12 protein-coding genes are annotated in these 14,471 nt (G+C 66.1%); 9 read left to right on the top strand and 3 right to left on the bottom strand.

Annotation, left to right across the window (positions count from 1 at the left end; genetic code table 11):
* Positions 1 to 8: 8 nt before the first annotated feature.
* Genes ACYVGQ_RS16775 through ACYVGQ_RS16765 form a run of 3 tightly spaced genes read left to right on the top strand, consistent with a single transcriptional unit; the run spans position 9 to position 1,997 of the window.
* Positions 9 to 1,238, top strand: a complete 1,230-nt coding sequence (locus ACYVGQ_RS16775) for a PP2C family protein-serine/threonine phosphatase (protein WP_460785821.1) — start codon at positions 9 to 11, stop codon at positions 1,236 to 1,238.
* Positions 1,238 to 1,570: an STAS domain-containing protein gene (locus ACYVGQ_RS16770; protein ID WP_460785820.1), complete on the top strand. Its 333-nt coding sequence runs from the start codon at positions 1,238 to 1,240 to the stop codon at positions 1,568 to 1,570. Before ACYVGQ_RS16775 ends, ACYVGQ_RS16770 begins: the two co-directional genes overlap by 1 nt.
* Entirely contained in the window at positions 1,560 to 1,997 is a 438-nt protein-coding gene (locus ACYVGQ_RS16765) for an ATP-binding protein (RefSeq protein WP_460785819.1), read from the top strand. The genes ACYVGQ_RS16770 and ACYVGQ_RS16765 overlap by 11 nt, the downstream gene beginning before the upstream one ends.
* Here ACYVGQ_RS16765 and ACYVGQ_RS16760 read toward each other — a convergent pair.
* From ACYVGQ_RS16760 to ACYVGQ_RS16750, 3 genes are all read right to left on the bottom strand, one after another.
* Positions 1,930 to 2,508 (bottom strand): hypothetical protein, encoded by a 579-nt coding sequence (locus ACYVGQ_RS16760; RefSeq protein ID WP_460785818.1) that lies wholly within the window; start codon positions 2,506 to 2,508, stop codon positions 1,930 to 1,932. The genes ACYVGQ_RS16765 and ACYVGQ_RS16760 overlap by 68 nt on opposite strands.
* A 165-nt stretch (positions 2,509 to 2,673) precedes the next feature.
* Positions 2,674 to 2,808 (bottom strand): hypothetical protein, encoded by a 135-nt coding sequence (locus tag ACYVGQ_RS16755; protein WP_460785817.1) that lies wholly within the window; start codon positions 2,806 to 2,808, stop codon positions 2,674 to 2,676.
* A 102-nt stretch (positions 2,809 to 2,910) separates the two neighbouring features.
* Positions 2,911 to 7,134: a hypothetical protein gene (locus ACYVGQ_RS16750; RefSeq protein ID WP_460785816.1), complete on the bottom strand. Its 4,224-nt coding sequence runs from the start codon at positions 7,132 to 7,134 to the stop codon at positions 2,911 to 2,913.
* On the opposite strand from ACYVGQ_RS16750, the gene ACYVGQ_RS16745 reads away from it, so the two are divergent.
* From ACYVGQ_RS16745 to secA, 6 genes are read left to right on the top strand one after another with little or no spacing between them, the layout of a single operon-like run.
* Complete coding sequence (locus tag ACYVGQ_RS16745; protein WP_460785815.1) at positions 7,118 to 7,342, top strand: hypothetical protein; 225 nt, start codon at positions 7,118 to 7,120, stop codon at positions 7,340 to 7,342. The two genes, ACYVGQ_RS16750 and ACYVGQ_RS16745, sit on opposite strands and share 17 nt — an antisense overlap.
* Positions 7,343 to 7,373: 31 nt before the next feature.
* Positions 7,374 to 8,648, top strand: coding sequence for a hypothetical protein (locus ACYVGQ_RS16740; protein WP_460785814.1), 1,275 nt, complete (start codon positions 7,374 to 7,376; stop codon positions 8,646 to 8,648).
* A complete protein-coding gene (asp1, locus tag ACYVGQ_RS16735; protein ID WP_460785813.1) occupies positions 8,645 to 10,210 on the top strand; it encodes an accessory Sec system protein Asp1 in 1,566 nt (521 codons plus the stop codon). The genes ACYVGQ_RS16740 and asp1 overlap by 4 nt, the downstream gene beginning before the upstream one ends.
* Positions 10,185 to 11,711: an accessory Sec system protein Asp2 gene (gene asp2, locus ACYVGQ_RS16730; RefSeq protein ID WP_460785812.1), complete on the top strand. Its 1,527-nt coding sequence runs from the start codon at positions 10,185 to 10,187 to the stop codon at positions 11,709 to 11,711. Before asp1 ends, asp2 begins: the two co-directional genes overlap by 26 nt.
* On the top strand, positions 11,701 to 12,141 hold the full coding sequence (asp3, locus tag ACYVGQ_RS16725) for an accessory Sec system protein Asp3 (RefSeq protein WP_460785811.1): 441 nt from the start codon (positions 11,701 to 11,703) through the stop codon (positions 12,139 to 12,141). The genes asp2 and asp3 overlap by 11 nt, the downstream gene beginning before the upstream one ends.
* On the top strand, positions 12,138 to 14,468 hold the full coding sequence (gene secA / locus ACYVGQ_RS16720) for a preprotein translocase subunit SecA (protein WP_460785810.1): 2,331 nt from the start codon (positions 12,138 to 12,140) through the stop codon (positions 14,466 to 14,468). The genes asp3 and secA overlap by 4 nt, the downstream gene beginning before the upstream one ends.
* The last annotated feature ends 3 nt before the right edge of the window (positions 14,469 to 14,471 follow it).

Genomic DNA, 14,471 nt, shown 5'->3' with positions numbered 1-14,471 from the left:
GAGCTGCCATGGCCATGCCCCCCAGCACTGCCCGCCATGAGGCGGAGGCGCTCGCGAGTCTCGTGCCGAGCGACCGCTACGACCGCGTCGTGCGTCTCGCGCAGGCGATCTTCGGCGCCCCGATCGCGGCGCTCAACCTGATCGGCAATGACTCGCAGTTCACGGCGGCGTCGGTCGGGTTCCCGACGGGCGAGATCCCGGTCGAGGACTCGGCATGCGGCTACACCGTGCAGCAGAACGACATCCTCGAGGTGCACGATCTGCGTGAGGACGAGCGGTTCGCGCACATGAGCTCGGTCACGGGCGGGCCGCGTGTGCGGTTCTACGCGGGCGTGCCCGTGCGCGGACAGAGCGGACAGAACGTCGGTGCGCTGTGCATCCTCGACCTGGTGCCTCGCCGGCTGGGCCGCCAGCAGCGCGAGATGCTCGCCGACCTGGGCGCGCTACTCGAGCGCGAGCTCGCGGTGCAGGAGGAGATGGATCTCGCGGGGCAGGTGCAGCAGTTGATGCTGCCGACGATTACGCCGGACATCGGCGGCGTCGACATCGCCGGACGAGTGCAGCCCGCGCGCGAGGCCGGTGGCGACTACTTCGACTGGTTCGTCGTGGATGATCCGGATGATGGCGGTAAGCGACTGCAGGTCGTGCTCGGTGATGTGATGGGCAAGGGACTCGCCGCGTCGCTGATCGCCTCTGAGGTGCGTGCCGTGCTGCGCGGTCACTCCCGTTACACCGACGTCGGCGATGCGGTCGTGCGGGCTTCCAAGACCACCCGCCATGATCTCGAAGCCAACAACCGGTTCTCGACGCTCTGGGTCGGGCGGCTCGAGCCGGAGACCGGCGATCTCGACTACCTGGATGCGGGGCACGGACTCGCGATCATCGCCTCGCAACGGGGCTATCGCCGGCTCACGCAGGGGTACCTGCCCCTTGGCGCGCCGATCGAGGACGACTGGACGAAAGCCACGGACGTGCTGGCGGAGGACGAACTGCTGGTCATCGTGTCCGACGGTGTGTTCGACGTGCTCGACGATTCGTTCGAGCAGGTCGAGGCCAAGCTCGACGACATTCTGGACCCTGGCCTCACATGCCGGCAGATCGTCGACCGTATCGTCGACTTCGCGGTGTCCAACGGTGCGACCGACGACGTCACGGCCGTCGCGCTGAGGCGGCTGCCCGGCGCGGACGCCCCGCGCCACCAGATGATCCCCGTATCGGAGAAGGGAAGCACCGACTGATGAGTTTCGAGGAAGCAGACCAGGGCACGCACGTCGTGCTGTCACCTGAAGGCAAGTTCAATCTGGTCGCGGCGCCGCCGCTGAAGGCGCGGATCGATGACCTAGTGGCTGCGGGGAAGACCCGGCTGATCGTAGATCTGCACGCGGTCGACTTCATCGACTCGTCGGGCCTGGGCGCGCTGATCGGCGGCCTCAAGACGGCACGTCAGCAGGGTGGCGACCTGCGGATCGCCGCCGCGGGCGATCAGGTGCGTGCGGTGCTGAAGCTGACCAACCTCGACCGGATCCTGTCGCCGTACGGCACTGTCGACGAGGCGCTTCATGACTGGTGAGAACGCGCCTGCGGGCGACGAGTTCGTGCTGGAGGGCTTCGCGGTGCCCGAGCAGCTCGATGCCGTCCATACCCTGCTGGCGCAGGCCGCCGCCGCGCACCCCGAGCTTGACCCGACGGACGTGATGCTCTTCGAGACCGCGATCATCGAGATCGCCAACAACGTGGTCGAGTACGGGCGGCCCGAGGGCGAGGTGCGGTGGAAGTTCACGATCCGCGTGCACGACGACGCGATCGAGGCCGAGCTCGACGACACCGGTCAGACCTTCACCCCCGAGCGTGGCAAGGACATGCCGGGTGAGGACGCCGAGGGCGGCCGCGGCCTGCCGATCGCCGAGGCGCTACTCGACCGGATCGAGTTCAAACGGATGGACGACACGAACCACTGGCGGATGGTACGCCGTCTCGGGCAGATCCCGCACGACTGACCTCAGGGAGGGCGCGGTAGAACATGTCAGACATCACTCCGGTCTCATATGACGTCACGGCGACGAATCTCACCACGCTCGCCACGGACGGCAGCACGGTGCTCACGCCCGGCACCGAGGGGGCGAGTGATTCTGCCTCGGAGTCGACATCGGAGAGCGGCTCCGAGTCGACCAGCGCCTCCGAATCGAGCTCGGAGAGCGCGGCGGAGTCGACGTCCGCTTCGGATTCGGAGGCGGCCGCGTTCGTCGCGGCTGCCGAATCGCAGAGCGCGTCGGAGCCGGCCACCGCGTCTGAGTCCACCGCGACATCCGAGTCCGAGGCGCCGTTCGAGACCGCTGCCCAGTCGGAGTCGATGTCGACATCCTCCGGCGAGTCGATTTCGACATCCATCTCCTCGTCCGAGTCAGCGAGCGAGTCGGTTGCAGCGAGCGAGTCGACGTCCGAGAGCGAGCTGACGAGCGAGACCGCGAGACCGTCTCGTGCATCGCTGCTGCGCACGAACGCCGGCATCGGGATCGCCACGGCTGCGGAGATCCCGCATTACTCGGATCAGGGCCTCACGAACGCCTCGATCTCGTACGGTGGAGGCGCGGACTCGAGCCTGTCGAGCAGCGACGCCGGCCACGCGTCGTATGGCAGCGTCGGCAGCGGCACCTACAACGGCAACGTCGTGACCTACACCACCGCGATCACGACGTCGAACAGCACCATCACGGCGGAGAACTTCGCGGCCGTGATTGCCGCGCTGAACGTCACGATCAACGGCGCGCAGGCGCATTTCGTCGCGTATCCGATGTATATCGGCGGCACGCTCTACGCGGGCTATCTCACCACCACCGACGGCCTGATGATCGCCGCCCAGGCGCTGCCCCCGGGCGGCGTCTCCGTCTACAACATCAACGCGCTGTTCTACTACTTCAACGAGGCGAGCTCGCCCGGCGCCCCGAGCGACATCATCTCGGATAGTGAATCGCAATCGCAGTCGGATTCGGAGTCCGTCAGCCAGTCGGACTCCGAGTCGATCACGCCGAGCGACTCGGACTCGACGAGTGAGTCTGAGTCTGAGTCGGCCAGTGAGTCGGAGTCGGAGTCGACTAGCGAGTCGGAGTCGACGAGTGAGTCTGAGTCGGCGAGTGAGTCTGAGTCGGAATCGACTAGCGAGTCGGGGTCGACTAGCGAGTCTGAGTCGACTAGCGAATCGGAGTCGGCGAGTGAGTCGGAGTCTGAGTCGGCCAGTGAGTCTGAGTCGGAGTCGACTAGCGAGTCGGGGTCGACTAGCGAGTCGGAGTCGGAGTCGGAGTCGGAGTCGACGAGTGAGTCTGAGTCGGAGTCGACGAGTGAGTCTGAGTCGGAGTCGACTAGCGAGTCGGGGTCGACTAGTGAGTCGGAGTCGGCCAGCGAGTCGGACTCGACGAGTGAGTCTGAGTCTGAGTCGGCCAGTGAGTCGGAGTCTGAGTCGGAGTCGGAGTCGACGAGTGAGTCTGAGTCTGAGTCGGCGAGTGAGTCGGGGTCGACGAGTGAGTCGGAGTCGGCCAGTGAGTCTGAGTCGGAGTCGACTAGCGAGTCGGGGTCGACTAGCGAATCTGAGTCGGAGTCGGAGTCGGAGTCGGCCAGTGAGTCTGAGTCGGCCAGTGAGTCGGAGTCTGAGTCTGAGTCGGAGTCGACTAGCGAGTCGGGGTCGACTAGTGAGTCGGAGTCGGAGTCGGAGTCGACGAGTGAGTCTGAGTCGGAGTCTGAGTCGGCCAGTGAGTCGGAGTCTGAGTCGGAGTCGGAGTCGACCAGCGAATCGGAGTCGACTAGTGAGTCGGAGTCTGAGTCGGAGTCGACTAGCGAGTCGGAGTCGGAGTCGGAGTCGACTAGCGAGTCTGAGTCGGAGTCTGAGTCGACGAGTGAGTCGGAGTCTGAGTCGATGAGTGAGTCGGAGTCTGAGTCGGCCAGTGAGTCGGAGTCGGAGTCGGAGTCGACTAGCGAGTCGGGGTCGACTAGTGAGTCGGAGTCGGAGTCGGAGTCTGAGTCGACTAGCGAGTCGGAGTCGACGAGTGAGTCGGAGTCGGAGTCGACGAGTGAGTCGGAGTCGGAGTCGGAGTCGACGAGTGAGTCTGAGTCTGAGTCGGCCAGTGAGTCGGAGTCTGAGTCTGAGTCGGGGTCGACTAGCGAGTCGGGGTCGACTAGTGAGTCGGAGTCTGAGTCGGAGTCGGAGTCGGCCAGTGAGTCTGAGTCGGCCAGTGAGTCGGAGTCTGAGTCTGAGTCGGAGTCGGAGTCGACTAGTGAGTCGGAGTCGGAGTCGGAGTCGACTAGCGAGTCGGAGTCGACGAGTGAGTCTGAGTCGGAGTCGGAGTCGGCCAGTGAGTCTGAGTCGGCCAGTGAGTCGGAGTCTGAGTCGGAGTCTGAGTCGGAGTCGGAGTCGACCAGCGAATCGGAGTCGACCAGCGAATCGGAGTCGACTAGTGAGTCGGAGTCGGAGTCTGAGTCGACTAGCGAGTCGGAGTCGACGAGTGAGTCGGAGTCGGAGTCGACGAGTGAGTCTGAGTCTGAGTCGGCCAGTGAGTCGGAGTCTGAGTCTGAGTCGGGGTCGACTAGCGAGTCGGGGTCGACTAGTGAGTCGGAGTCTGAGTCGGAGTCGGAGTCGGCCAGTGAGTCTGAGTCGGCCAGTGAGTCGGAGTCTGAGTCTGAGTCGGAGTCGGAGTCGACTAGTGAGTCGGAGTCGGAGTCGGAGTCGACTAGCGAGTCGGAGTCGACGAGTGAGTCTGAGTCGACTAGCGAGTCGGAGTCGACTAGCGAGTCGGAGTCTGAGTCGGCCAGTGAGTCGGAGTCTGAGTCTGAGTCGGAGTCGGAGTCGGCCAGTGAGTCTGAGTCGGCCAGTGAGTCGGAGTCTGAGTCGGAGTCGGAGTCGACCAGCGAATCGGAGTCGACTAGTGAGTCGGAGTCGGAGTCGGAGTCGACTAGCGAGTCTGAGTCGGAGTCTGAGTCGGAGTCGACGAGTGAGTCGGAGTCTGAGTCGGCGAGTGAGTCGGAGTCTGAGTCGGAGTCGACGAGTGAGTCGGAGTCGGAGTCGGCGAGTGAGTCTGAGTCGGAGTCGGAGTCGGCCAGTGAGTCTGAGTCGGCCAGTGAGTCGGAGTCTGAGTCTGAGTCGGAGTCGGAGTCGACCAGCGAATCGGAGTCGACCAGCGAATCGGAGTCGACTAGTGAGTCGGAGTCGGAGTCGGCCAGTGAGTCTGAGTCTGAGTCGGAGTCGGAGTCGACGAGTGAGTCTGAGTCGGAGTCGGAGTCGGCCAGTGAGTCTGAGTCGGCCAGTGAGTCGGAGTCTGAGTCGGAGTCTGAGTCGGAGTCGGAGTCGACCAGCGAATCGGAGTCGACCAGCGAATCGGAGTCGACTAGTGAGTCGGAGTCGGAGTCTGAGTCGACTAGCGAGTCGGAGTCGACGAGTGAGTCGGAGTCGGAGTCGACGAGTGAGTCGGAGTCGGAGTCGACGAGTGAGTCGGAGTCTGAGTCGGCCAGTGAGTCGGAGTCTGAGTCTGAGTCGGAGTCGACTAGCGAGTCGGGGTCGACTAGTGAGTCGGAGTCGGAGTCGGAGTCGACGAGTGAGTCTGAGTCGGAGTCGGAGTCGGCCAGTGAGTCTGAGTCGGCCAGTGAGTCGGAGTCGGAGTCGACTAGTGAGTCGGAGTCGGAGTCGGAGTCGACTAGCGAGTCGGAGTCGGAGTCGGAGTCGGCCAGTGAGTCTGAGTCGGCCAGTGAGTCGGAGTCTGAGTCGGAGTCTGAGTCGGCCAGTGAGTCGGAGTCGGAGTCGGAGTCGACGAGCGAGTCTGAGTCGGAGTCGGAGTCGACGAGTGAGTCGGAGTCGGAGTCGGCGAGTGAGTCGGAGTCTGAGTCTGAGTCGGAGTCGACTAGCGAGTCGGGGGCGACTAGTGAGTCGGAGTCTGAGTCGGAGTCGGAGTCGACTAGCGAGTCGGAGTCGACGAGTGAGTCGGAGTCGACTAGCGAGTCGGAGTCTGAGTCGGCCAGTGAGTCGGAGTCTGAGTCTGAGTCGGAGTCGGCGAGTGAGTCGGAGTCTGAGTCGATGAGTGAGTCGGAGTCTGAGTCGGCCAGTGAGTCGGAGTCTGAGTCGGAGTCTGAGTCGGAGTCGGAGTCGACCAGCGAATCGGAGTCGACTAGTGAGTCTGAGTCGGAGTCGACTAGCGAGTCTGAGTCGGAGTCGGAGTCGACGAGTGAGTCGGAGTCTGAGTCGGCCAGTGAGTCGGAGTCTGAGTCTGAGTCGGAGTCGGAGTCGGCCAGTGAGTCTGAGTCGGAGTCGGAGTCGGCCAGTGAGTCTGAGTCGGAGTCGGAGTCGACGAGTGAGTCTGAGTCGGAGTCGGAGTCGGCCAGTGAGTCTGAGTCGGAGTCGACTAGCGAGTCGGGGTCGACTAGCGAATCTGAGTCGGAGTCGGAGTCGGAGTCGGAGTCGGAGTCGGAGTCGACGAGTGAGTCTGAGTCGGAGTCGACTAGTGAGTCGGGGTCGACTAGTGAGTCGGAGTCGACTAGCGAGTCGGAGTCGACGAGTGAGTCGGAGTCGGCCAGCGAGTCGGAGTCGACGAGCGAGTCGGAGTCTGAGTCGGCCAGTGAGTCGGAGTCTGAGTCGGAGTCTGAGTCGACTAGCGAATCGGAGTCGACTAGCGAGTCGGAGTCTGAGTCGGAGTCGGAGTCGACTAGCGAATCGGAGTCGACGAGTGCGTCGGAGTCTGAGTCGGCGAGTGAGTCGGAGTCGGCCAGTGAGTCTGAGTCTGAGTCTGAGTCGGCCAGCGAATCGGAGTCGACTAGTGAGTCGGAGTCGACGAGTGAGTCGGAGTCGGCCGGCGAATCTGAGTCGGAGTCGACTAGCGAGTCTGAGTCGACGAGTGAGTCGGAGTCGGAGTCGACCAGCGAGTCGGAGCCGATGAGCGAGTCCGAGTCGGAATCGGCCAGTGACTCCACAAGCGAATCCGAGTCCGGTTCGACGAGCCAGTCGGAGCCGGGCGCCGAGTCGTCTTCCACCTCGGCGAGCGGGTCCGCATCGCCTTTCGCGGACGGTCCGGCGCCGCTCAGCGAATCGGGCGCGGCTCCCGGCTCGGAATCGGCATCCGAGTCGGTCAGCGACTCCGAGTCGATGTCGGGCTCGACCACCGAGTCGGAGAGCGGCGTGATCTACGAGTCGGTCAGCGGTACGCTGTCGGCGAGCGACTCCGAGTCGTCGGTCAGCGACTCCGTGCTCGAGAGCATGTCGCAGGCCGAGAGCTACCTGCAGAGCGAGTCGGCCGCGCCCGCGGCCGGACGGACATCGCGCCTCGGCTCATTGCTGTCGTCGCTGAACATCTTCGGCAACCGGAAGTGAGCTGCGACGCGTGAGGGGGGAGGGACGGCGCGTGGCGCAGATACGTGACGGCAAGTTCGCGCCGCTGAGGACCAAGCTGCTGTGGACGGCGCTGCTGTTCGTGTGCTTCATGATCGGCCGCAGCATCCCCATCCCGTGGCTGCACTCTTCAGCGACCGGACCGGATGAGGCGAGCGCGCTGCTCAACGCGGCGAACATCGCCACCGGAGGCGACTTCTTCTCGCCGTCCGTGTTCTCGCTGGGCCTGGGCCCGTGGATGGGGGCGGCGATCCTGTGGCGCTTCCTGTTCATCGGCAGGATCGCGCGCGATCGCAAGATCCCCGAGGACACCGTGAAGCGGGCGCGCTACGTCGTCATGGTCATCCTGGCGGTCATCCAGGCCATCAGCTTGACCGCGAGCTACGAGATCAGCGAACTGAGCTGGGGCCCCTTCGACGGGCGCGTCAACGCCCAGATCCTCGTGGTCGTGATCCTCACCGGCGGAGCGATGCTCGTCGCGTGGCTGGCGCAGAAGAACGAGGACCTGGGCCTCGGCGGCATCACGATGTTCATCCTGTACCAGCTGGTCATCACGGCCATGCGCGACGGGGAGGCGCTCGCGGCGACGATCACCGACCCGCAGTATGCGCCGATCCTCTGGCTCGTGGCTGCCGCGTGCGTGTGCGTCGTGCTGCTGGGCGTGCTCGCCGGCAACGCGGAGCTGCGTCTGCACGTGAACAAGGTCGCGATCGACAGCGGCTACATCGGGGTGTCGTATCTGCCGATCAAGCTCAACCCGGCCGGCGCCTCGCCCATCATGTACGCGCTCGCGCTGCTCGCGATCCCGCAGTACGTGGCGCACGCGGTCGCGGAGGTGATCCCGGCGGCGGCGGCGGGAGCCGAGCTGTTCCTGTCGGCGTGGGGTCTGAGCACGCCGCTGGGCTTCGGGATGTTCCTCCTGCTGCTGTTCGCGCTGACGATCTTCTTCGGGCTGTTCACGGTCGATCCACGCGAGACGGCCAGGCGGATGCGCGACGCGGGAGAATACTTCGACCACGTCGAGCCCGGCCCCGCGACCCGACGGCACATCCGCCACCGCGTGGTCGCCCTCTCCGCGATCAGCGGCGTGCTCCTGGTGGTGCTCGTCGGTCTGCCGCTGCATTTCGTCGGCGCGCACCCGAACCTGCAGCACCTGCTGATGGCGCCCGGCACGCTCATGATCCTGCTCAGCCTGCTGTGGATGCTGCAGGAGGAGATCACCGACACGCTGATCGGCACGAAGTACGTGTTCAGCTTCACGACGCGAGCCGGAGGTGCGGCGGCATGATGCATTTCATCCCGGCCTGGTACGGCGCGTCCCGGCCCTGGTACGTCGCCGACGACGCGGCGTCGCAGACGGCGGGGGGCGAGCCCGACGACACAGTGACGCGCGTGCGCATCTTCCGCCAGGGCGACGAGCCCACGCGGCTGATCGTGTTGAACTACGCGCCGAGCCTGCGTCGGTTCCTGCACGGTCAGGATGTGTTCGACGTGCCGTACTGGTCGTTCTTCGACCATGTGCAGGGCGTCGTCGACGACTACACGCGCCCGCTCGACTTCCTCGAGCTCGAGTGGCCCGACGATGCGAGCTTCTTCTACAACCCGTTCCTCGTCACGGTGATGCGGGGCGAGAGCGTGTACGCGCGCGTGCACCTGTCGCGCGAGGGCACGCTGCAGTCCATCCGGTTCTACGGAGACGGCATGCCCACGGTCGAGCGCATCTACGACGACCGCGGCTTCCTCTCGAGCGTGCTGATGCACAGCGAGGACGGCCAGCCGGCGACCCAGTACTACCTGTCACCGGCCGGGGACGTGATCGTGAGCGAGGATCTGCCTACCGGGCGGATCGACGTGGTGCAGAACGCGGACGACCGCTTCGCTCAGGCGTCGTACGACGGCTGGGAGCAGCTGATCGCCGAGCTCCTCGGCGCATACCTGCGCGAGCACGGCGAGGGCACGGTCGTGCTGGCGCTCGCGGAGCAGCACGACGACCTGGTCGCGTCGCTGCTCACGGACCAGACGCTCGTGCTGTCGTGGACCGCAGCGCGCCCGACGCGCGTGTCGAGCGCGCTGCTCGCCAGGGCGGGCGTGGTGCTCTCCGATTTCGGCACGCCGGGCGACAGCGCCGACCCGGATCAGGAGCTGGACTGGGCGATGTTGCCGACGCTGTCGGTCTACCCGCTCGAGCGCCGCCCGACGTTCGGTGCGAGCGCCAACGAGGCCGACGTGTACATCTCGCTGTTCGCCGATGACATCACGGCCGACGAACTCGACTTCGCGATCGCGACGATGGCCACGCAGCTCGTGGCCGACGAGCGCACCCGGCTGCTGGTGTGCACGTTTCGGTCGCAGGACCTCGACCATCTGCAGCGCATCCGGCGTGTGATCGCGGGCTATCAGAACCTCGACCTCGCCTTCCTCGCCGATGACGAGAGCGCGCTGCTGGGCATCGACGTGGGCATCGCGGAGGGGCCAGAGGAGAAGATCCAGCTGGCGTTCGTCGATCGCGAGGCCGACCTCATCCGGACTCTGGCGAAGACGCGCGTGCTGGTCGACCTGGGTGCCACGGTCAATCGCCGCCTCGCGACCGAGGCGGTGAACGCGGGCGTGCCGCAGATCAACCGCTACGAGCAGGAGCTGTGCACGCATCCGATCAACGGCTACGCGATCCGCGACGACGCCGAACTCGCCGCGGCGCTCGAGCACTACCTGTCGGGCCTCGAGCACTGGAACCAGTCGCTTGTTCAGTGCCGCGTGCTCGAGGACCTGTTCAGCGCCCCAGAGGTGCTCGGGCGCTGGGATCTCATCAAGGAGGAGGTGACGTATGCGGGTGCTGCAGATCGGCCGTGACGACTGGTCGGCCTCGTCCCCGACGCCGGCGGGCGTCGAGTGGGTGTTCGCGCACGTCGACGACGAGGTCGGCTTCGAGCCGGCGCTCATCGGTCGCGTCGACGTGACGATCATCGACGCCCCGTGCGCGCCCGAGCGGCTGGGAGCCGTCGATGCGGTCATCACGCCCCACACGCTGATCGTCGACCGTGCGCTGATGCCCGGCTTCGGCGACGTCCACCGTCCCCTGCTGACGCGCAAGGCCGCGACGTATCAGAGCGTCGAGGACCGCGCCCGCGTCATGGACGAGCTGCCGCGCCGCTACTTCGCGAAGCAGTTCGGGCAGAAGCTCGGCATGCAGAAGACCGAGCTGTCGCCCTTCCACCGCGGCACCGCCCGGTACGAAGGCAGCGGCCACCTCGTCGTCGACGTCGACCACGACGGCGACGCCCGTCAGCTGATGATGTGGAAGGAGAACATCCGCTACGAGAACGACCGGGCGCTCGAGCTGTGGCCGGAGTTCACGAAGGATGACGGCTGCGAGCTCGAGCTGGTCGTGCAGCTGATCCAGAGCGGCACCCCAGACGTCATCGCGTTCCAGAAGACCTACACCGAGGCCGAGCTGGCCCAGCCGATCGTGTTCGCGCACCCGACCAGCGGCTACCTGTCGTGCGCGCTGTTCGCACGCGGCCGCGGCAGCGTGAGGATCGGCCCGCTGCACTACCGCCACTCGAGGATGGGCGCGGGGCATTTCCTGCCCGGCGGGAGACGCCTCGTCGACAGCCGCCGTGAGGAGCTGTTCTACTACTTCCACCCCGGCGACCTGACGCCGCCGCTCAACATCTACTTCGCCGGCTACCGCCCGGCCGAGGGGTTCGAGGGCTACTTCATGATGGCCGGGCTCGGGCATCCGTTCCTCCTGATCACCGATCCGCGGCTTGAGGGCGGGCGCTTCTATCTGTCGGGCGGCGAGCTCGAGGAGCAGCTGCGGCAGGTCATCCGCGAGCTGATCGACGCCCTCGGCTTCACGGATGGCGATGTGATCTTCTCCGGCCTGTCGATGGGGTCGTTCGGCGCACTCCACTACGGCTCGCAGTTCGACGCGCACGCGATCATCGCGGGCAAGCCGATCATCGACCTCGGCTATGTCGCCGAGCGCGGGCGCCTCGTCCGGCCGAAGGAGTTCCTCACGGTCCTCGACATCGTGAACTTCTGGGACCGGACGGACGACGACGGCGAGCCGACGGACGTCGGCTCGTTCACGCGTGGGCTGATCGACCGCTGGAACGGCGACCCGGGGTTCGGCGCGACGAAGATCCTGATGTCCTACATGGAGCAGGACGACTACGACGACCGCGCCTACTACACGCTGCTGGGCTCGCAGACCGGCAAGCCGACCACCGTGATCGCGCGCGGCTACCAGGGGCGCCACAACGACGACAGCCCGTCGATCGTGACGTGGTTCGTGAACCAGTACAAGCGGGTCATCGACGAGTACCAGGGGGTACGGGATGGCGAATAGTCGGATCGCGACCGTCCGCTGGGGCGGCATCAACAGCCGCGCCTCGCTGTACGGCACGGCGCTCGCACGCGAGGCATCGGGAGACGTGCACCTCGTGAACCGCCTGATGCCGAGCGGCACGACCATGCAGGAGTGGTACTCGTTCACCGACTATCAGGCCGTGCGCGACGCGCCCTCGCTGCCGTTGCTGCACGCGGGGCGGACATACCGGCTGGAACCGGAGCTCACGCCGACGCCCGATGACAGCGTGATCTTCGAGGTGCGGTTCTTCGACCGTTTCGACGCACTCATCCGCGCCGAGGTGCTCCACCCGCCGGCGTACGCGTTCGAGTACCCGGCCGGGTGCCATCACTACACGATCCGGCTGGTGAACGGCGGCTGCGACGAGCTGCGCTTCACGGCGTTCACCCTGCGGGAGGGAGAGGGATGAGCGCTCGCGGCGACGTGCGGAACCGCCGTTCGGTCCAGCAGGTGAACGCGCATCAGGACGAGATGCGGGCCTTGTCGGACGCGGAGCTGCGGGACAAGACGCGCGAGTTCCGGGACCGGCTCGCCCGAGGCGAGACGCTCGATCGGCTGCTGCCAGAGGCGTTCGCGGCGATCCGCGAGGCCGATCTGCGCGTGGTCGGGAAGTTCCCGTACGAGAATCAGCTGCTGGCCGCGATCGTGATGCACCAGGGCGGCATCGCGGCCATGAAGACCGGCGAGGGCAAGAGCCTCACGGCCACGATGCCGCTGTACCTCAACGCGCTGACGGGACGCGGGGCGATCTTCGTCACCGTCAACGGCTACCTCGCTCGGCGCGACGCCGAGGAGTTCGGACCGGTGTTCGAGTTCATGGGCCTGCGGCTCGCGATCGGTGTGCAGGAGGCGGGTGCGCCCGACTTCTCCATCGCGGAGAAGAAGGACATCTATGCGGCCGACATCGTCTATTCGACGAGCGACAAGATCGGCTTCGACTATCTGCTCGAGAACCTGGCCGGCACGAGCGCCGACAAGTACCTGCGTCCGTATCACTACGCGCTGATCGACGAGGCCGACGCGGTGCTGCTCGACCTGGCGCAGATGCCGCTGGTCATCTCGGGATCGCCGCGTGTGCAGTCGAACCTGTACCCGCTGGCCGACGAGTTCGCAGCGACCCTGCGCGAGGGCGTCGAGTACGAGTACGACGAGAGCACGGGCGTCGTGCGCCTCACCGAGGAGGGCGTTGCGAGCGGCAACCGGTTCTTCCATGTGCCGAACCTGTATGCGCCCGAGCTGTTCCAGCTGAACCGGCACGTGAATCTGGCCCTGCGCGCCCGCACGAGCTTCCAGCCCATGCGCGACTACATGGTCATGGACGGATCGCTGGTGCTGCTCAGCTCGGTCACGGGTCGCCTGCTCGAGGGCAACAAGCTGCAGGGCGGTCTGCACCAGGCGATCGAGGCGCGCGAGGGACTCGACACCACGACCGAGAACCGCGCGATGGCATCGGTGACCTATCAGAACCTGTTCCTGATGTTCGAGCGGATGGGCGGGATGACCGGCACCGCGAAGGGCTCGGAGAAGGAGCTGCTGCAGACCTACGGCACCGAGGTCGTCGAGATCCCCACCTACCGCCCGGTCATCCGGGTGGACGAGCCGGATGTCGTCGTGCAGACGGCCGCCGAGAAGGATCGTCTGGTGCTCGACTACATCGAGGAGATGCGCCAGACCGGACGCCCGATCCTGATCACGACCGGATCGGTCAGGAGCTCGGTGACGTACTCGCACCACCTGCTCGACCGCGGCATCGAGCACAACCTGCTGAACGCGCTCAGCGAGGCCAAGGAGGCGCTCATGGTGCGCGAGGCGGGCCGCGTGGGCGCGATCACGGTCGCGACGCTGATCGCGGGCCGCGGCACCGACATCAAGCTCACTCCGGAGGCCAGGGAACGGGGCGGCCTGGTGATCATCGGCACCGAGAAGATGCCGAACCAGCGCGTCGAGGGGCAGGTGCGAGGCCGCAGCGGCCGGCAGGGCGACCCCGGCAGCAGCCGCTTCCACGCCTCGCTGCAGGACGAGCTGTTCGTGAGGTTCGGATCGGTGGAGCAGGACGACGTGCTGAAGGGCCGCCGCAGCCCGCGCGCCATGGCCCGCCTGCTCGGGCGCGCTCAGCGGGCGAGCGAGGAGAGCGCGAGCGGCGCCCGGGCGCTGTCGAAGGACTTCGACATCGCGGTGTCGCGGCAGCGCGACCTCGTATACGCGATGCGCGATGAGATCATCACGGGCACGCCGGTCGCCCGGCGGGAGCTCGAGGCGATCGCGGCCGGCGTGTTCGCGGAGGCCGAGGCCGGCCACTCCTGGCGCACGCGCGGCGACGTCATGCGCTATGTGTTCGACAACCTGGGCTACCGCCTGCCCGACGACTTCGACGCGCTCGACGTCGGTGAGCCCCGGCGCGTGCGTGCGCTGCTGATGCGGATGTTCGCCGACGCGGTGCAGCAGAAGGTCGACCTGCTGGCCGACCCCGAGGTGTACGCGCGGTTCCAGAACATCGTGTTCCTCAAGTCGATCGACGTCGCCTGGATCGAACAGGTCGACTTCCTCGAGCAGCTCAAGACCGTGGTGAAGGACCGGAACATGGCGCAGCACAAAGTCGAGTACGAGTACCGTCGGGAGGCGTACTTCGCATTCGAGCAGATGAAACGGCGCATCGACGGCGACATCGTGCGGCAGCTCTGCCTGAGCCGCATCGAGCGCGGCGCCGGCGGCGGCCTCGTCATCCAGTACGCCTGAGCG

This window comes from Microbacterium tumbae, from assembly GCF_054780175.1.
Note: the sequence above shows the minus strand (reverse complement) of the source record. Positions and strands in the feature narration are given on the sequence as shown.

What these genes read in the sequence shown, in the direction of transcription:
- asp1 (WP_460785813.1), top strand. Translation starts at nt 8,645, where the DNA reads ATGATGCATTTCATCCCGGCCTGGTACGGCGCGTCCCGGCCCTGGTAC.
- ACYVGQ_RS16775 (WP_460785821.1), top strand. Translation starts at nt 9, where the DNA reads ATGGCCATGCCCCCCAGCACTGCCCGCCATGAGGCGGAGGCGCTCGCG.
- secA (WP_460785810.1), top strand. Translation starts at nt 12,138, where the DNA reads ATGAGCGCTCGCGGCGACGTGCGGAACCGCCGTTCGGTCCAGCAGGTG.
- ACYVGQ_RS16745 (WP_460785815.1), top strand. Translation starts at nt 7,118, where the DNA reads ATGTCGGGCTCGACCACCGAGTCGGAGAGCGGCGTGATCTACGAGTCG.
- asp3 (WP_460785811.1), top strand. Translation starts at nt 11,701, where the DNA reads ATGGCGAATAGTCGGATCGCGACCGTCCGCTGGGGCGGCATCAACAGC.
- ACYVGQ_RS16765 (WP_460785819.1), top strand. Translation starts at nt 1,560, where the DNA reads ATGACTGGTGAGAACGCGCCTGCGGGCGACGAGTTCGTGCTGGAGGGC.
- ACYVGQ_RS16760 (WP_460785818.1), bottom strand. Translation starts at nt 2,508, where the DNA reads ATGCCGGCGTTCGTGCGCAGCAGCGATGCACGAGACGGTCTCGCGGTC.
- asp2 (WP_460785812.1), top strand. Translation starts at nt 10,185, where the DNA reads ATGCGGGTGCTGCAGATCGGCCGTGACGACTGGTCGGCCTCGTCCCCG.
- ACYVGQ_RS16770 (WP_460785820.1), top strand. Translation starts at nt 1,238, where the DNA reads ATGAGTTTCGAGGAAGCAGACCAGGGCACGCACGTCGTGCTGTCACCT.